The sequence below is a fragment of the Blastococcus sp. SYSU D01042 genome (assembly GCF_054050515.1).
The window spans coordinates 178283-194268 of record NZ_JBJGZM010000004.1 but is presented as its reverse complement, the minus strand read 5'-3'; the positions used below and the strand labels follow the sequence as shown (position 1 = coordinate 194268).

The following is a 15986-nucleotide window of genomic DNA, read 5'->3' as shown; positions in this document are numbered from 1 at the left end:
CGTCGTCCCTCCGGAGCTGGGCCCGCTCGTGCGCGGGCCCGGTCCGGTGACCGTGCGCCGGCCCCCTCCAACGGCGCTCCAAGCCGGGGCCGGACGCGGCGGCCGCTCAGCTCCAGCCGGTGGACAGCCGGACGGTGACGCCGTCGGCCTCGCGGCGGATGGCGACGTGGTCGCACAGCTGCCGGGCCAGCCACAGACCCATGCCGCCGTGCGAGAGGTCCTCGCCGTGCGCGGGCCCGTAGCCGGCGAACGGGTCCTCGAGGCCGGAACCGGAGTCCCGGATGGTGGCCACCAGCCGGCCGGGCGCGGTCCACATCCGCAGCCCTGCCGGCGGGGTGCCGTGCCGGACGGCGTTGGAGGTCATCTCGTCGACGGCCATGAGGAAGTCCTCGAGCAGGTCCGCCGGGCCGTCGACGCCGGCCAGCAGACCGCGCACGGCCCGGCGCACCGCGGCCTGGTCGCTGATGTCGTCGTCGGCCAGGTCCGGAGGCGTGGCCTCGAGCGGCTCGTCGGGCACCGGGAGGCCGCGCAGGTAGGTGGCCGGGTCGAGGAAGTCGGCGTTGGGGGCCCGGCCGGCGGCGGAGACCAGCCGGGGGTGGGTCTGCCGCACCGAGGACAGGATCGGCTCGGGGAGCGCGGCGTCGAACACGCACAGGCCCCACAGCGGCCAGGGACCGAGGGCCGAGTTGATCACCGCTTCGTAGGCCTGCCACTCCCGCCAGTCCGCGGCCGTGGTCCCGTAGTCGGTCTCGCCGACGACGCGCAGCCGGCGGCCGGGTGCTGCGTGCTCGTCGGCGAAGCGGCGGAACGCGGTGATCGCGGCGGGTGTGCGGGCCCGGTAGAGGGCGTGCCTCTCCACGACGAGCACCCGCGGGTCGTCGCCGACGGCGTCGCACAGCGGCCCGGTGGTCCCGGGCCCGGCCGCGATCAGCGCGCCGTCGCCGCACGCCAGGCCGTCGAGCAGCCACGGGGCGGCGACGGCGACCAGCTCGTCGACGTCCGCGTACACCAGGGCGTCGTGCCGGAAGCCCGGCGAGGCGCCATCGGGGGCCCGGTCGAGGCCTCCGTGCGGCTGCGAGGTGTCGGTGCGGTGCAAGGCTGCTGTCTCCCCGTGCTGAGAACCGGTGCGGGAGGGCCGACGCGCGGGAAGGCACCCGGAGCCTGCGTACCCGTTCTGCACGGTCTCACGCAGGCGCCGCGGGTGACGGGGGCCGCGCACCGCCGCGCACGGCCGCCGGACCCTCGGCGTGATGCCTCCCGGGCCCCCGAGCTGCGGAGACCCGGGGGAGCAGCCCGACCGTGCGACCGCCACGTGTGGCTGACGGCTCCGGTGTCGGAGGTCGGACGACACGGGACCTCCGACCCGCCCCGGTGCCTCCGTCGGCCGCCCAGCATGTGCCTCGGACCGGCACAGCTGCCGGTGCGCGCGCGGGGGTGGACCTCCATGCCGCCGCTCGACCGGATCTGCCGACCGAGGAGCTCACGTGTGGCTGCGCAACCACGTCGCCAACCCCGTCGTCCGCGCCATCAGCCGGAGCAGGGCCCATGCGGTGCTCGGGTCGCACCTGGTGCTCCTCGGCTACACCGGCCGCCGGACCGGTCGTGCGTACGAACTGCCGGTCATGGCGGCTCCAGCCGGCACGGACCTGGTGGTCAGGGCGGGTCAGCACGACGCCAAGACGTGGTGGCGGAACTTCACGACGACGCCGCAGCAGGTCACGGTGCGATCCGGTGGGCGGGTGCGGGACGCGAGCGCTCGACGGCTCGCAGCCGGTGAACCCGGCTACGACGAGGCCGTGGCGTCCTACCGTCGGACGTTCCCGCGGTCCGGGGTCGAGCCGGCGGCGCCCGTGCTCCTCCTCGTCCCTCACCGGGCCGCGGGCCGGCGCGCCGGCGAGGCCGGCCCTCCGCGTGACCGATGACGGCGAGGACGGGACCTTGGTCCCGGAGACGCCACGGCCGTGACCGGACACAGTGGCGGAGAGGGTCGCTCGACGCGTCCCCGGGTGCGGAGGAGCGGGGAGCGTGGCGCTGGTGGACGAGGTCGCCGAGTCGGTCACGGTCGACGGCGGGGTCGTGGTCGGGCACGACGGATCCCGGTGCGCCCAGGAGGCTGTCGTGTGGGCCGCCCGGCTCGCCGCGCGAGCAGGCATGGAGCTGCACGTCGTCCGGGCGTGGCACCTGACGACCGCCCCACGGCCGCCGTCCTGGGAACCGGGGTACGTCCCACCGCTGCGCGACTTCGAGACGGCCGTGCGCGACGAGCTGCGCGCGCACGTCGCCGCGGAGGACCTCCCTGAGGGGCTGACCGTCACCTGCCACGTGACGCACGGGCCGGCGGCCCGCCGGTTGCTGCAGGCAGCGGGGGGAGCGGACCTCCTCGTCGTCGGTGCCCGGGGGCTGGGCGGGTTCGCCGGGCTGCTGCTCGGGTCGGTCAGCGACCAGTGCGTCCGGCACGCGCCCTGCCCGGTGACGGTCGTCCGCAGCGGAACCGGCGGGAACCAGGCGTGGCCGGCGTCGCAGACGGGCACCGCATGACCGGCACGACCTCACGTCGGGACGTCATCCCAGGGGACGGAGACTCGAAGTCAGTGGACTCGCTGCTGCAGGACACCGCGCCGTTGACCGGTCCGCTCGACGAGCGGGAACTGCAGGCGGTCGACGCCTGGTGGCGGGCGGCGAACTACCTGTCCGTCGGCCAGATCTACCTGATGGGCAACCCGCTGCTGCGCGAGGCGCTGCGACCGGAGCACATCAAGCCACGGCTGCTCGGCCACTGGGGGACGACGCCCGGGCTGAACTTCGTCTACGCGCACCTCAACCGGGCCATAGCCGCGCGCGACCTGGACATGGTCTACGTGATGGGTCCGGGGCACGGCGGGCCCGGACCGGTCGCCGCGGCGTGGCTGGAGGGGACGTACAGCGAGGTGTACCCCGACGTCTCGCAGGACGAGGCAGGCCTGCGGCGTCTGTTCACGCAGTTCTCCTTCCCCGGCGGCATCCCCAGCCACGTGGCGCCCGAGACGCCGGGCTCGATCCACGAGGGCGGCGAGCTCGGCTACGCCCTCGTGCACGCCTACGGGGCCGCGTTCGACAACCCGGACCTGGTGGTGGCCGCCGTCATCGGCGACGGGGAGGCCGAGACCGGCCCGCTGGCCGCGAGCTGGCACTCCAACAAGTTCGCCGACCCGCGCACCGACGGGGCGGTGCTGCCGATCCTGCACCTCAACGGATACAAGATCGCCAATCCGACGGTGCTGGCCCGCATCCCGCGCGAGGAGCTGCTCGAGCTGCTGCGCGGCTACGGCCACGCGCCCTACCTGGTGGAGGGCGACGACCCAGCGGCGATGCACCAGCAGTTCGCCGCGACGCTCGACCGGTGCCTCGACGAGATCGCCGGGATCCAGCGACGGGCCCGGGAGGAGGGCGTCACCGACCGGCCGCGGTGGCCGATGATCGTGCTCGCCTCACCCAAGGGGTGGACCGGCCCGGAGGTCGTCGACGGGCTGCAGGTGGAGGGGACGTGGCGCTCGCACCAGGTCCCGTTCAAGAACGCCCGCGAGGACGACGGCCACCGCGCCGTCCTGGAGCAGTGGCTGCGCAGCTACCGCCCCCACGAGCTGTTCGACGACAACGGCAGCCCGGTCCCCGCCGTCCGGGACCTCCACCCGGCCGGCGCGAGGCGGATGAGCGCCAACCCGCACGCCAACGGTGGTGAGCTGCTGCGTCCCCTGCGCATGCCGGACTTCCGGCAGCACGCCGTGCCGGTGCCCGCCCCGGGCACCGGGGCGGTCGAGGCGACCCGCGTCCTGGGCACGTTCCTCCGCGAGGTGATGCGGGAGAACACGACCTCCTTCCGGTTGTTCTCGCCGGACGAGAACAACTCCAACCGGCTCGGTGCCGTGCTCGACGTCACCGACCGCGCCTGGATGGCCGAGCGCCGGCCCGGCGACGACCACCTGGCCCCCGACGGCCGGGTCATGGAGGTGCTCTCCGAGCACCTGTGCCAGGGCTGGCTGGAGGGCTACCTGCTCACCGGGCGGCACGGGTTCTTCTCCTGCTACGAGGCCTTCATCCACGTCGTCGACTCGATGTTCAACCAGCACGCCAAGTGGCTGAAGACCACCAACGGCATCCCGTGGCGGCGGCCGATCGCCTCGCTGAACTACCTGCTCACCTCGCACGTGTGGCGGCAGGACCACAACGGGTTCTCGCACCAGGACCCCGGCTTCATCGACCACGTCGTGAACAAGAAGGCCGACGTCATCCGCGTCTACCTGCCACCGGACGCGAACACCCTGCTGTCGGTGGCCGACCACTGCCTGCGCACCCGGCAGTACGTGAACGTCATCGTCGCGGGCAAGCAGCCGGCGCTGCAGTACCTGGACGTCGACGCCGCGGTCGAGCACTGCACCAAGGGCATCGGCATCTGGCCGTGGGCGAGCACCGACGCGGGGGAGGACCCCGACGTCGTCCTCGGCTGCGCCGGCGACGTCCCCACCATGGAGACCCTCGCGGCCGTGGAGATCCTGCGGGGGTTCTTCCCCGACCTGCGGATCCGGGTCGTCAACGTGGTCGACCTGATGCGGCTGCAGGACGACCGTCAGCACCCCCACGGCCTCTCCGACCGCGAGTTCGACTCGTACTTCACCACCGACAAGCCGGTGATCTTCGCCTACCACGGCTATCCCTGGCTGATCCACCGGCTCACCTACCGGCGCAGCAACCACGAGAACTTCCACGTGCGGGGCTACGTCGAGGAGGGCACGACCACGACGCCCTTCGACATCTGCGTGATGAACCGGATCGACCGGTACAACCTGGCCATCGACGTCATCGACCGCGTGCCCCGGCTCGCCAGCATCGGTGCGCACGCGCGGGATCGGCTGCGGGACCAGCTCACCGAGCACCGCCAGTACGTGCGCATCCACGGCGAGGACCTGCCCGGGATCCGCGACTGGCAGTGGAGCGGCGCGGCCGGGCCCGCCACCTCCGGCGGGGGCCCGCTGCGCGAGCCGGAGGCGGGATGAACGTCCTCGTCGTGAACGCAGGCTCCAGCAGCCTGAAGCTCACCCGCCTGGACGACGACGGCAGCGCGACCGCGGCCACGACGGTCCAGCGCTGGCGGGGGGAGGGGGACCTGCAGCCGCTGGAGGACTTCCTCGCCGCGTGCGGCCCGGTGGACGCCGTGGGACACCGGATCGTGCACGGCGGTGCGCGGCACCGGGATCCCGTGGTCGTCGACGACGTGCTCGTCGCCTACCTGTACTCGGTCAGCCACCTCGCACCGCTCCACCAGCCGCGCGCGCTGGCCGGGGTGCGGTCGGTGCGGGAGCTGCTGCCGGACGTGCCGGCGGTGGCCTGCTTCGACACCGGCTTCCACGCGACCATGCCGGCCGCCGCGGCCACCTACCCCCTCCCCGCGGAGTGGAACGAGCGGTGGGGGCTGCGCCGGTACGGGTTCCACGGTCTGTCGCACGCCTACGCCGCCCGTCGCGGCGCCGAACTGGTCGGCCGGGAGGTCGCCGACCTCCGGACCGTCACCTGCCACCTGGGTGCCGGGGCCTCCCTGGCAGCCGTCGTGGGCGGGCGCTCGGTGGACACCACCATGGGCTTCACGCCACTGGCCGGCCTGGTCATGAACACCCGGCCGGGGACGCTGGACCCCGGGCTCGTGCTGTGGCTGCTCGAGCACGGCGGGGTCCCGCTGGCGGAGCTGACCGACGTGCTCGAGCACCACTCGGGCCTCAAGGGTCTGTCCGGCACCGACGGGGACCTGCGGGACGTGCTGGCCGGCCGGGCCGCAGGCGACCCGGCGTGCGTGCTCGCCTTCGACGTCTACCGGCACCGGCTCGTCCGGGAGGCGGCGGCCCTCACGGCGGCCACCGGTGGGCTGGACCTCCTCGTCGTCACCGGCGGGGTGGGGGAGCACTCCTGGGAGGTGCGCCAGGCCCTGGCCGACGGCCTCGCCCACCTGGGCGTGGCGGTCGAGGGCGAGCGCAACCGGTGCGCGAGCACCGACGCGGACATCAGCGAGCCGGGCGGTCCGGTGCGCACCGTCGTTGTCACCGCCCGGGAGGACCTCGAGATCCGGCGGCACGTGCTCGACGTCCTCAGCCCGAGGTGAGCGGTACGGGTTCCTCGCCCGTGGTGCTCCTCCGGGACCGCTCTGCGCGCCGCTTGCGCAGCCAGCCGCCGATCAGTCCTCCGGTCACGCCACTCATCAGATCTCCGAGGAGGTCGAGCATCAGCTGATCCCGGCCTCGGCGCACGCGGCCTCGCGGAGGCGGTCGCGGTCCACGCCGAGGGCAGCGAGGGCCCGGGCCGCGGTCCCGTGCTCCAGACGGGTGGTCGCCGCGACGACGTGCGCGCCCGTCAGCCCGGACGGCTTGGTCGACTTCGACAGGGTGACGGCCTCCTGGAAGACCTGCTGCGCCTGGGGCGTCGAGCGGAAGGCGCCGGTGGCCGGGCTGTGCAGTCCGGCTGCTCCGTCGGAGCGGTGCTCGACCTCGATCCCCACTGCGGCCAGCGCATCCTCGTGCGCCTCCTCGATCGCGGTGCGCAGCCGCTGCGGGTCGACCCCGACGCGCTGCAGGGCACGGGCGGCGCTGCCGTCGGGCAGGGCCGTGGCGGCCAGCAGCAGATGCTCCGGTCCGGGCGTCTGCTCCCCGCCGCTGCGCGCCTCGGCTTCGGCCTGCGTGAGCAGCCGCTTGATCGTGCGCACGTCCCGCACCGCGGTGACGATCCCCATCGGTCATTCCTCCTGATCACCGGCCGCGCCGGGCGCGAACCTCGGATGCGAATTTCTTGTGCGCGGCCTGGGTGCTGATGCCCAGTGCTTCGCCGACGTGGGCCCACGTCCAGCCCTGAGCGATTGCCTCGACCACCGCGGCGACCTCCAACCGGGCCGCCAGCCGGCGCAGGGCCACCACCGCGGCCAGCGCCGCCTCCGGCTGCTCCGGCGCCGGCAGGGGGCCCAGTTCGACCATGGGCATCAACCTAGGTTGATGGCCGTCATCCGTCAACTTTCGTTGAAGGCGCGTCCCAGGAGGCGCGAGCCCCACACGGCCGGACCTGACGCCGGGCCCGCGGCTCAGCCGACCCTGACCAGGGCCTGCGGGTGGTCGTCCCAGCACAGGTCCGAGCGCACGCGGGCGCGGAGGAGCGGGACGTCGAACACGTGCGGGAGCACGGTCGGTGGCCATCCGCGGGCGGCCAGCACGAGCAGGACGCGTTCCAGGGCCTCACCCGACCGGAGCCAGGCGAGCTCGTCGTCGCCGTCCGTGGCCAGCAGCAGGAACACCCCCCGGCCGGAGCTGCCCTGTCCCGGGTGGGCTGCCGGCCCGGCCGGCAGGTCGTGGCCCAGGACGGCGCGGGCCTCCCGGTCGAGGTCGTCGAGCAGGCGGTGGCCGGGGTCGGAGGTCACCGGGATCAGCACGGCGTCCTCCATCGCCGCCGCACGGCCCGCCAGCTGCAGCAGGGCCGGCGAGGGCAGCCGCGTCCCGGGGGTGCGACGACGGAGCGGCCCGGCGGCGGCGACGGCGGCGAGCGGCGCGAGCCCCGCCTCGGGCCGCCCGGCCACGGGTCGCAGGACGGCGACCAGCTCCCTGTCGTCGGGACGGGGCAGCCGCTCGACCTCCGCCGTCCACCCCTGGCCGGCCAGGGCGACCCGGGCGGCCAGCACCACGGCCCCGGCGCCCTGCACGCTGCGGCGGGCGGGTGCCCCGGCACCCGGCGCCGGCCGGTCGAGGCGGAGCTCGAGGCGGTCCCGGTGCAGGACGAGGGCGCACGGCGGGACCTCGCAGAACGCGGAGGTGTGCGTGGCCCGGGTGGCGGCGGCCTCCAGGGCGGCCATCCGGTCGTCGAGCGGCGAGAGCTGCCCGGTCACCGCAGGAGCCCGGGGGCCGGCGTCGCGCCGTGGGCCGCCTCCAGCAGCAGGCGCCGCTCCGCGGTGGCCAGCGCGCGCCGGGTGGCGGGCACGGCGGAGGGCTCCACCGAGACCGACGTGATGCCCGCGCGCACGAGGTGCTCGACGAACGCGGGGCGGCGCGACGGTGCCTGCCCGCACAGGGACGACGGGATGCCCATCCGGCGGGCCGTCGCGATCACCCGGTCGATCACCTCGAGCACCGCGGGGTCGGCCTCGTCGAAGAGCTCGGCCAGGTCGCCGGAGTCCCGGTCCACCCCGAGGACCAGCTGGGTGAGGTCGTTGCTCCCGATGGAGACCCCGTCGACGCCCAGGCCGACGTACTCCGGCAGCCAGTGGGCGACCGAGGGGACCTCCGCCATCACCCAGCGGCGCAGACCGCGCTGCCGGCCGAGGGGCGAGTCGTCGACCAGCGCCAGGCAGGCCTCCAGCTCCCACTTCGTGCGCACGAACGGGATCATCAGCGCGACGGCGGGGAACTCCTCCCGGACCCGGGCGAGGGCGGCCAGCTCGAGGCGGAAGAACGACGGGTCGTGCACGTACCGGTAGCAGCCGCGGTAGCCGATCATCGGGTTGTCCTCCACCGGCTCGTGGTCCTCTCCGCCGACGAGCCCGCGGAACTCGTTGCTGCGCAGGTCGGCGGCGCGGTAGGTCACCGGGCGGGGCGCGAAGGCCCGGGCGATCGTGGCGATCGAGGTGGCGAGGTCGGCGACAACCCGCTCGGACTCCCCGGCCGCGATCAGGGCCGAGGGGTGCTGCCCTCGGAGCGCCCGGGTCAGGAGGAGCTCGGCGCGCAGCAGGCCGACCCCGTCGACCGGCAGCTCGGCGACCGCGGACGCCTGGGCGGCATCGGCGAGGTTGACGTGCAGGCCTGTCCCGATCACCTCGGCCGGACCGTTCTCGGCCGTGGCCGGCAGGGACGGCGAGCTCGCCGGGGTGGCGGCCACGGGCTCGTCGTGCCGACCGGCCCAGACCCGGCCGGTGGCCCCGTCGACCGTCACGACGTCCCCGTCGGTCAGCGTGCGCGTGCCGCTGCGCGTGCCGACGACGGCCGGGACGCCGAGCTCGCGGGCCACGATGGCCGCGTGGCAGGTGACGCCTCCGGTGTCGGTGACCAGCGCCGCCGCACGGCGCACGGCCGGCATCCAGTCGGGGTTGGTCAGCGGGGCCACGAGCACCTCCCCGTCGAGCATGCGGACGCCGTCGGCGGGGGAGAGCAGGACGCGGACCCGTCCGGACGCGCGACCGGGCGAGGCCGCCAGGCCACGGAGGAGCGGCTCGGTCCGGTCCGCGGCGGCCGCCTCGGCGACCGGCACGTCGACAGCGGTGCCCAGGGTGGTGATGGGCCGCGTCTGCACCAGGGACAGGATGCCGTGGCTGAGCACCCACTCGACGTCCTGCGGGCAGCCGTAGTGCTGCTGGACCCGGAGGGCCAGGGCGGCGATCCGCTCGGCCTCCGCCCGGGAGAGCACCGGGCCGGCCTCGTCCTCCCCGACGGACACCACCCGGTCGCCGCCTCCCGGGGCGGCCACGATCTTCTGGCTCTGGGTTCCCCGGTGAACCTCGAGCAGCGCCGGCCCCCCGGTGTCGAGCACGTACGTGTCGGGTTCCGTCCGGCCGCTGACGACGACCTCGCCCTGCCCCCAGGCCGCCTCCACGACCACCCGGTCGCGCCGGCCGGTGACCGGGTCGGCCGTGAAGGCGACGCCGGCCTTCTCGGCAGGTGCCATCACCTGGACGACGACGGCGATGTCGGGCAGGCCTCCTCGGGCGTGCTCGGCCCGGTACGCCACGACCCGAGGCGTGAAGGCGGACGCCCAGCACTCCACGACCGCGTCCACCAGCGCGTCGGCCCCGCGGACATTCGTGAACGTGGCGTTCATGCCTGCGTAGGACGTGTCCGCGCTGTCCTCGCCGACGGCCGACGAGCGGACCGCGACCGCGGCACCGGGTTGCAGCCGCGCGTGCTCGTCCCTGATGGCGCCGGCCACGTCGGCGGGCATGCCCGCCGACCGGATGCTCGCCTGGAGCCGTGCGCAGGCGGAGGCCAGGCGGTCCTCCGTCGCACCGGATGCGCGCTCCCTCGCGGCGCCCAGAGCCGCGTCGTTGAGATCGGTGACGGCGGCCCGTACCTCCTCGAGCGCGCGGCGGAACGCCCCGGCCAGCACCACGAAGCCACCGGGGACCGGGAACCCGGCGCCGGTCATCTCGCCGAGGTTGGCGCCCTTGCCGCCGGCCCGGTCGACGTCTGCCGACCGCAGGTCGCCCAATCGCGCCACGAACCGGTCGGCGCCGGGCGTCGGGGGGGCCTCGACCGCCGGCCGGGGGCTCGGGGTCTGGGAGGTGGTCGATCCGGTCACCGCAACTCCTCGTGCGCCGCGGTCGGCGTCCATGACCGCGGCTCGTGTCTCGATCCCTCATCCGTCCGCGGCCAGCGTCGCGGAGGTGCGCTCCCGCAGGTGGAGGAATTGGTCATGACCACGAGGGCCGGATGGCGCGCCCCCGCGGACCTCTGCCCCTGGGTGGCGTGCGGACGGGCGTCGAACGCTGCACGGGTGAACCCCGGTGCCGTCCCCGCCCTGTCGGGTCGGGCGGGCTCCACGACGGCCGTGCCGCACGCGCCCTGGACCCGCCCCGCGGCCGACGTGGCCGCCGAGCTGGACGTCGATCCGCTGACCGGCCTCGACGAGGCCACCGCGGCCGCCCGGCTCGCCCTCGACGGACCCAACGAGGTCGAGATCCGCCGCCCGCTGCCGGTCTGGAGATCCGTGCTCGGCCAGCTGACCGACACGTTGATCCTGGTGCTCCTCGGAGCCGCGGTGCTGACGGCGCTCATCGGCGACCTCGTCGACTGCGCCGTCATCGTGCTGGTCATCGTGGTCAACAGCACGTTGGGGGTGGTCCAGGAGCGCAAGGCGCTGCGCGCGGTCCGCGGTCTGGACACGCTGGTGGCGCCCAGCGCCCGCGTGGTGCGAGGAGGGCGGGACCTCTGGCTGCCCACGCGCGAGCTGGTCCGCGGCGACGTCCTCCGGCTCACGGCGGGGGACGTGGTCGGCGCGGACGCCCGTCTGCTGCGCGCGGCCCGGCTGCAGGTGGACGAGGCGCTGCTGACCGGTGAGTCGCTCCCGGTGGATCGTGCGGCGGAAGCGGTCACCGCGGAGGAGGGCCCGCTGGGCGACCGCGCCGGCATGGTGCACGCCGGCAGCCGCGTCGTCCGGGGCACCGGCGAGGCCCTCGTGGTCGCGACGGGTGCAGGGAGCGCATCGGGCCGTGTCACGGCGCTCGTGCAGGCGGAGGCGTCCCCGGCCACGCCGCTGCAGAGGCGACTGGACCGGCTGGGCCGGCAGATCGCCGTGGGTGTGGCCCTCGCCTGCCTCGTGTTCGTGGTCTCCGGGTTGCTCCGCGGCCAGCCCTGGGGCACCACGGCCGTGACGGCCGCCGCCCTGGCCGCCGCCGCGGTGCCCGACTCCCTGCCCGCCGTCGTGACCCTGGCCCTCGCGGGCGGTGCCGCACGGATGACGCGCCGCGGTGCCATCGCGCGGACGCTCCCGTCGGTGGAAACCCTGGGGTCGGTCACCCTGCTCGCCACCGACAAGACCGGGACGCTGACCCGCGGTGCGATGGTCGCCGACCGGGTGTGGACCCCGGCCGCCGGCGACCGCGAGCTCGACGGGCCGGCCGACGGGGCGACCCGGGCACTGCTCGAGGCTGCGGTGCTGTGCAACGACGCCGACCCGCTCGGCGCGGGCGCGGCAGGTTCCGCGGGGTCCGCCGACACCGAGACCTCGCTCGTGCGCGCCGCCCTGGCGTCGGGGATCGACGTGGTGGCGGTGCGGGCGGCGCATCCTCGGCTGCGCGAGGAACCCTTCGACGCGCGGGTGCGCCGCATGCGCACGGACCACCGCGGTCCGGACGGGGCGACCACGGCGGTGATCAAGGGCGCACCGGAATCCGTCCTGCCCGGGCTCCGCGGTGGCGACGACGCCGGAGCCGTGGCCGCGCGGTGGGCAGGAGAGGGACGCCGCGTGCTCGCCGTCGCGCAGGACGGTGCGCTGCTCGGCCTGATCGCCCTGGACGACCCGGTCCGCCCGGAGGCCGCCGACGCCATCGCCGCCTGCCACCGGGCCGGCATCCGTCCGGTCCTGGTCACCGGTGACCACGCCGGGACGGCCGAGGCCGTGGCCCGGGCGGTCGGCCTCGTCGACGACCGGCACCCGGTGGAGGGGAACGTGCTGTCGAGGGTCGAGCCCGAGGGCAAGCTCCGGTTCGTCCTCGGCCGGCAGGCCGAGGGGCACGTGGTGGCCATGACGGGCGACGGCGTGAACGACGCGCCCGCGCTGCGCGCCGCCGACATCGGCGTCGCGATGGGCCGGCGCGGCACCGAGGTGGCCAAGGAGGCAGCCGACCTGGTGCTCGCCGACGACAGCCTGGCCACGGTGACCGCCGCGATCGGCGAGGGCCGGCGGGTGTTCGACAACGTGCGGCGGTTCGTCGGCTACGGGGTCGCCGGCGGGGTCAGCGAGGTGCTGGTCATGCTCCTGGGCCCCTTCGTGGGCTTGGCGCTCCCCCTCGTCCCCGCCCAGGTGCTGTGGGTCAACCTGCTCACCCACGGACCGATCGGCGTGGCCATGGGCGCCGAGCCGGCCGCTCCGGATGTGCTCCGCCGGCCGCCGCGCCGTCCCGACGACGGGGTGCTCGACCGCCGGCTGGTGTGGCAGGTCGCGGGGCTGTCCGCGGCGATCGCGGGTGCGTGCCTCGGCGTGGCCACCTGGTCCCGGTCGGCCGGCGGGCCGTGGCAGACGCAGTTGTTCGTGACGTTGACCGCCGCGCAGCTGCTGCTCGCCCTGGCGCTGCGGCCGGCGGGTGCCTGGCGCCGGGGGTTCTCGGACGGTGGGGGGTGGGTGCCTGCGGCGGCGGTCGGGAACGTCGCGCTCCTGCTGGCCGGCGTCTACCTGCCGGGCCTCTCCGACCTGCTCCGCACCGAGCCGCTGACCCTGACCGAGCTGTCGGTCCCCGCCGCCGCGGCGCTCGTGCCCTCGGTTCTCCTGGTGCTGGTCAGGGCAGCGCGGAGGGCCGTGCCGGGCGGGTCGGCGAGGGGCGCCGTGGCCCGCGGGGCGGGAGTCCCTCCACGACAGGACCTAGAGCCCTCGGCGCCGGGGGAGGCGAGCGCGAGGGTGGAGGGGCAGTCGAAGCGAGGAGGGGCTGATGACCACCGAGGACCGCAGCCCGGGTACGTCCGCCGCCGGACGGGCGGAGGAGGGCCGTGACCCGCTCCGGATGACCGAAGCCGAGAAGCGGATGGCCGAGTGGGAGGCCCGGCACGACGTGGCCGCACGTGGCCACCGGTCGGCGCCGGACGCCCTGCAGCACTACCTCGCCCACGAGCGCCTGGTGCACGAGCGCCTGGCCGAGGGGGCAGGGGCGCACCCGGCGCAGCCTGCACCGACACGTGCCGCCGGGACCCCGCAGCCGGAGCGGCCCACCCCCTCGGGCACCCGCGCACCGCGGACCCGCGGTCTGCTGCGCCGGCTCCTGCGCACTCGGGAAGAGCGGGGATGACCACGGTCCTCCCGGCGCCGCGCAGCGGGGCGAGCACCGATCCGGTCGACGAGCACCTGGCGAGGGTCGAGGCGCGCCTCCTGGCGGAGGTCGCGGGCGACCCGGCGGCAGCGACGGCCGTGAGGTCGCACCTGGCGGCCGCCCGTGCCCGGTTCGCGGACGCCACGGTCAGGCAGTTCCTGCCGATCCTCGTCGAGCGCGACGTGCGTCGCCGGGTGCGGGAGGCGGCCGGCCGCTGACCGGCCGCTGACCGGCCGCTGACCGGCCGACGGCCCGCGAGGCGTCAGGCCGCTGGTCCGGCCCCGTCGGCAGCCTCGCGCAACCACGCGGCGACCGCGTCGTCGATGTCGGAGGGGTCGTGCACCTCCAGGTGGTGCATCCAGGTGGCTGGGGCGGGGTGGGCCACCTCCTTCCAGCGGTTCGAGCCGTCCCGGCGGGCGAGCGCGATGGAGAGCACCACGTCAGCCGCCGGCCGCCGCAGGTAGCGCCCCGGTCGCCAGAGGTAGGCGAAACCGCGGCGTCGCCGGAAAGCCACCTGGCTCCGGGACACCCGCAGCTGCGCACCGCCGGCCGCATCGACCGCGGCCCGCACGCGGGCCAGGACGGCCAGTCCCAGGTCGGAGCCGGCGAAGAACTCCTCCGGGGTCACGGCGCGCCGCTCCCCGGACTGCCCGTGCGCCCGCCCCGACGTGCCGCTGCCAGCACGGCCGTCGCCGCGGCGATGACGCCCACCGTGACGGCGGCCGCGACCGGCCCCTCGCCGCCCCGGGTGCCACTGGCGACGTTCACCGCGGTGTGCGCGAGCGCCACCACCAGGAGGCTGCCGCTGCGTTCGTACAACCAGCCGAGCACGACAGAACCGCTCGCCAGGCCCAGCAGCCACCCGGGGACGACGAGGGGGGACAGGCCGGCCAGACCGCTGTCGATCCAGAACAGCGGGAGATGCCACACCGCCCACGGGATGGTGAGCACCAGCGCGGCGTCGCGCAGGTCGAGATGCCGGCGCAGCCGGGTCCACGCCGATCCACGCCACCCCACCTCCTCCCCGAGGCCACCGACGACCAGGAGGACCAGCACGACCACCGGCCACGGCCACTCCGGCACGCCGGGCATGACCGCGAAGTCGCCCCACGAGGGCCGGTGGCCGACCAGCTGCGCGACGACGGCCGCGAGCGCGCCGACGAGCGCCGGGGTGAGGGCCAGGAGCCACCAGCGGAACGCGCCGAACCGCCCCCGCAGCCGGCGCAGCGCCTCCCTGCCGCCGGTGGCCGCGGACACCAGGACCGCGGCCACGAGCGGGCCCAGCAGACCGGGGACGTGGCTGGCCGTGCCGCCGGCGAGGGCGACGGGCACCCACCATGCCCAGGACAGGACGACGGCGAGCAGCACGTACGCGGTCAGCGGCCCGTCGCGCAGGGGCTCGAGGAGCCTGCTCGACGTACCGGTGGCGGCAGAACCCCCGTCGGCTCTCATGCGGGCGGCGGAGCGGTCCCGGTGCCCGGGTCCGTCACGGGGACCAGTCGCAGCAGGGGGATGCGGCGGTCGGTGCGCTGCCTGTACCGCGCGTAGTCGGGGGCCGCGGCCAGGACGCGCGGCCACCACGCCGCGGCTTCCTCGGCTGTCATAGGGACCGCGCGGACCTGCACGGTGCGGCCCTCGAGCTCGACGGTCGCCCGTGGGTCGGCGATGAGGTTCAGGTACCAGGCGGGGTGGGCCGGCATCCCGCTGTTGGCCGCGACGACGACCACGTCCTCCCCGTCGGGGAAGTACTGGACCACCACGGTCCGGGGCAGTCCGGACCGGCGCCCGCGCGTCGTGAGCACCAGGGCCCGCCGCCGCCACAGGCGGACGATCCGGCCGCGGGTACGCCGGAGCAGCCACGCACCGAGCCGGACCGAGTGCCGGTCGACGGCGTTCTCGACACGGGCCGCGAGCGCGTGCCGCCTCAGCGGCGCCCCACCGGCTGCGCCGCCAGCGCCTGAGCCAGCGCCGCTCCCCACAGCCGGGCGCGGTCCTCCTCACCGGGGGCGAGCGGGCCCTTGGTGTCGGTCACGTAGAAGTGCTCGGCGGGCGCCAGGATCGTCATGCCGTGGCCGCGGAGCAGCTTCTCCTCCGTCCTGGCCGCGTGGTCCATCTTCACCAGCAGCTTGGGGTGGTCGCTCCGGGTGTCGAAAGCAGCGGCGCGCGTGCCGTCACCCTGGATCCGCACCGCGTCGAGCCACTCGTGCAGGCCGCGGCTGGTGTCGGCGATCTCCGCACCGTGCTGCGTCACAGCCCCGTCGCGGGTGGAGGGACGGGGCATCGAGAAGGCGTGGTTCGGTCCGCCGACGACCACCAGCGCCACGTCCGCACCGACCTCGGTGGGACCCTCGCTCGCCGCGACGACGTCGACCGGGATGCTCGCGGACAGCCCGTCGGCGATGGCGTGCGCGATCGTGCGGGCGTCGCCGAACACGGACTCGTAGACGACCAGGGCACGGTTCACGGTTGCTCACTCCCT

At 75.5% G+C, this 15986-nt stretch carries 16 protein-coding genes; 7 read left to right on the top strand and 9 right to left on the bottom strand.

The genetic code is table 11. The features are described from left to right. Positions 1–106: 106 nt before the first annotated feature. The gene (locus ACI79H_RS09855) at positions 107–1096 is read right to left on the bottom strand and encodes an anti-sigma factor RsbA family regulatory protein (RefSeq protein ID WP_456554196.1); all 990 of its coding nucleotides are present in this window, start codon (positions 1094–1096) and stop codon (positions 107–109) included. A 388-nt stretch (positions 1097–1484) separates the two neighbouring features. On the opposite strand from ACI79H_RS09855, the gene ACI79H_RS09850 reads away from it, so the two are divergent. The 4 genes from ACI79H_RS09850 (at position 1485) to ACI79H_RS09835 (ending at position 6127) form a co-directional block, all read left to right on the top strand. Continuing rightward, complete coding sequence (locus ACI79H_RS09850; RefSeq protein ID WP_456554195.1) at positions 1485–1922, top strand: nitroreductase/quinone reductase family protein; 438 nt, start codon at positions 1485–1487, stop codon at positions 1920–1922. 103 nt (positions 1923–2025) lie between these two features. Continuing rightward, the gene (locus tag ACI79H_RS09845; protein ID WP_456554194.1) at positions 2026–2538 is read left to right on the top strand and encodes a universal stress protein; all 513 of its coding nucleotides are present in this window, start codon (positions 2026–2028) and stop codon (positions 2536–2538) included. 53 nt (positions 2539–2591) lie between these two features. Next, on the top strand, positions 2592–5030 hold the full coding sequence (locus tag ACI79H_RS09840; RefSeq protein WP_456554193.1) for a phosphoketolase family protein: 2439 nt from the start codon (positions 2592–2594) through the stop codon (positions 5028–5030). Then, the gene (locus ACI79H_RS09835) at positions 5027–6127 is read left to right on the top strand and encodes an acetate/propionate family kinase (RefSeq protein WP_456554192.1); all 1101 of its coding nucleotides are present in this window, start codon (positions 5027–5029) and stop codon (positions 6125–6127) included. The genes ACI79H_RS09840 and ACI79H_RS09835 overlap by 4 nt, the downstream gene beginning before the upstream one ends. 120 nt (positions 6128–6247) lie before the next feature. Here ACI79H_RS09835 and ACI79H_RS09830 read toward each other — a convergent pair whose 3' ends face one another. From ACI79H_RS09830 to ppsA, 4 genes are all read right to left on the bottom strand, one after another. After that, a complete protein-coding gene (locus tag ACI79H_RS09830) occupies positions 6248–6751 on the bottom strand; it encodes a Clp protease N-terminal domain-containing protein (RefSeq protein WP_456554191.1) in 504 nt (167 codons plus the stop codon). 16 nt (positions 6752–6767) lie between these two features. Next, positions 6768–6989, bottom strand: a complete 222-nt coding sequence (locus tag ACI79H_RS09825) for an RNA polymerase subunit sigma-70 (protein ID WP_456554190.1) — start codon at positions 6987–6989, stop codon at positions 6768–6770. Between the two features lie 104 nt (positions 6990–7093). After that, the gene (locus ACI79H_RS09820; RefSeq protein ID WP_456554189.1) at positions 7094–7888 is read right to left on the bottom strand and encodes a hypothetical protein; all 795 of its coding nucleotides are present in this window, start codon (positions 7886–7888) and stop codon (positions 7094–7096) included. After that, positions 7885–10287 carry a phosphoenolpyruvate synthase gene (gene ppsA / locus ACI79H_RS09815; protein WP_456554188.1) on the bottom strand — a complete coding sequence of 801 codons (2403 nt, stop codon included), beginning with the start codon at positions 10285–10287 and terminating at the stop codon, positions 7885–7887. Before ppsA ends, ACI79H_RS09820 begins: the two co-directional genes overlap by 4 nt. Before the next feature lie 195 nt (positions 10288–10482). On the opposite strand from ppsA, the gene ACI79H_RS09810 reads away from it, so the two are divergent. From ACI79H_RS09810 to ACI79H_RS09800, 3 genes are read left to right on the top strand one after another with little or no spacing between them, the layout of a single operon-like run. Further along, positions 10483–13194 carry a cation-translocating P-type ATPase gene (locus tag ACI79H_RS09810; protein WP_456554187.1) on the top strand — a complete coding sequence of 904 codons (2712 nt, stop codon included), beginning with the start codon at positions 10483–10485 and terminating at the stop codon, positions 13192–13194. A gap of 10 nt (positions 13195–13204) precedes the next feature. Then, the gene (locus ACI79H_RS09805) at positions 13205–13486 is read left to right on the top strand and encodes a hypothetical protein (RefSeq protein WP_456554186.1); all 282 of its coding nucleotides are present in this window, start codon (positions 13205–13207) and stop codon (positions 13484–13486) included. Continuing rightward, positions 13483–13725, top strand: a complete 243-nt coding sequence (locus ACI79H_RS09800) for a three-helix bundle dimerization domain-containing protein (protein WP_456554185.1) — start codon at positions 13483–13485, stop codon at positions 13723–13725. Before ACI79H_RS09805 ends, ACI79H_RS09800 begins: the two co-directional genes overlap by 4 nt. A gap of 44 nt (positions 13726–13769) precedes the next feature. Here the strand turns inward: ACI79H_RS09800 and ACI79H_RS09795 are convergent, their stop codons facing one another. The 4 genes from ACI79H_RS09795 to ACI79H_RS09780 are packed head-to-tail and all read right to left on the bottom strand — an operon-like array spanning position 13770 to position 15971. Beyond that, positions 13770–14135, bottom strand: coding sequence for a DUF5655 domain-containing protein (locus ACI79H_RS09795; protein WP_456554184.1), 366 nt, complete (start codon positions 14133–14135; stop codon positions 13770–13772). After that, positions 14132–14959 carry a CPBP family intramembrane glutamic endopeptidase gene (locus ACI79H_RS09790; protein ID WP_456554183.1) on the bottom strand — a complete coding sequence of 276 codons (828 nt, stop codon included), beginning with the start codon at positions 14957–14959 and terminating at the stop codon, positions 14132–14134. Before ACI79H_RS09790 ends, ACI79H_RS09795 begins: the two co-directional genes overlap by 4 nt. Continuing rightward, positions 14956–15486 carry a nitroreductase/quinone reductase family protein gene (locus ACI79H_RS09785; RefSeq protein WP_456554182.1) on the bottom strand — a complete coding sequence of 177 codons (531 nt, stop codon included), beginning with the start codon at positions 15484–15486 and terminating at the stop codon, positions 14956–14958. Before ACI79H_RS09785 ends, ACI79H_RS09790 begins: the two co-directional genes overlap by 4 nt. Then, on the bottom strand, positions 15432–15971 hold the full coding sequence (locus ACI79H_RS09780; protein ID WP_456554181.1) for a flavodoxin family protein: 540 nt from the start codon (positions 15969–15971) through the stop codon (positions 15432–15434). Before ACI79H_RS09780 ends, ACI79H_RS09785 begins: the two co-directional genes overlap by 55 nt. Positions 15972–15986 lie beyond the last annotated feature (15 nt).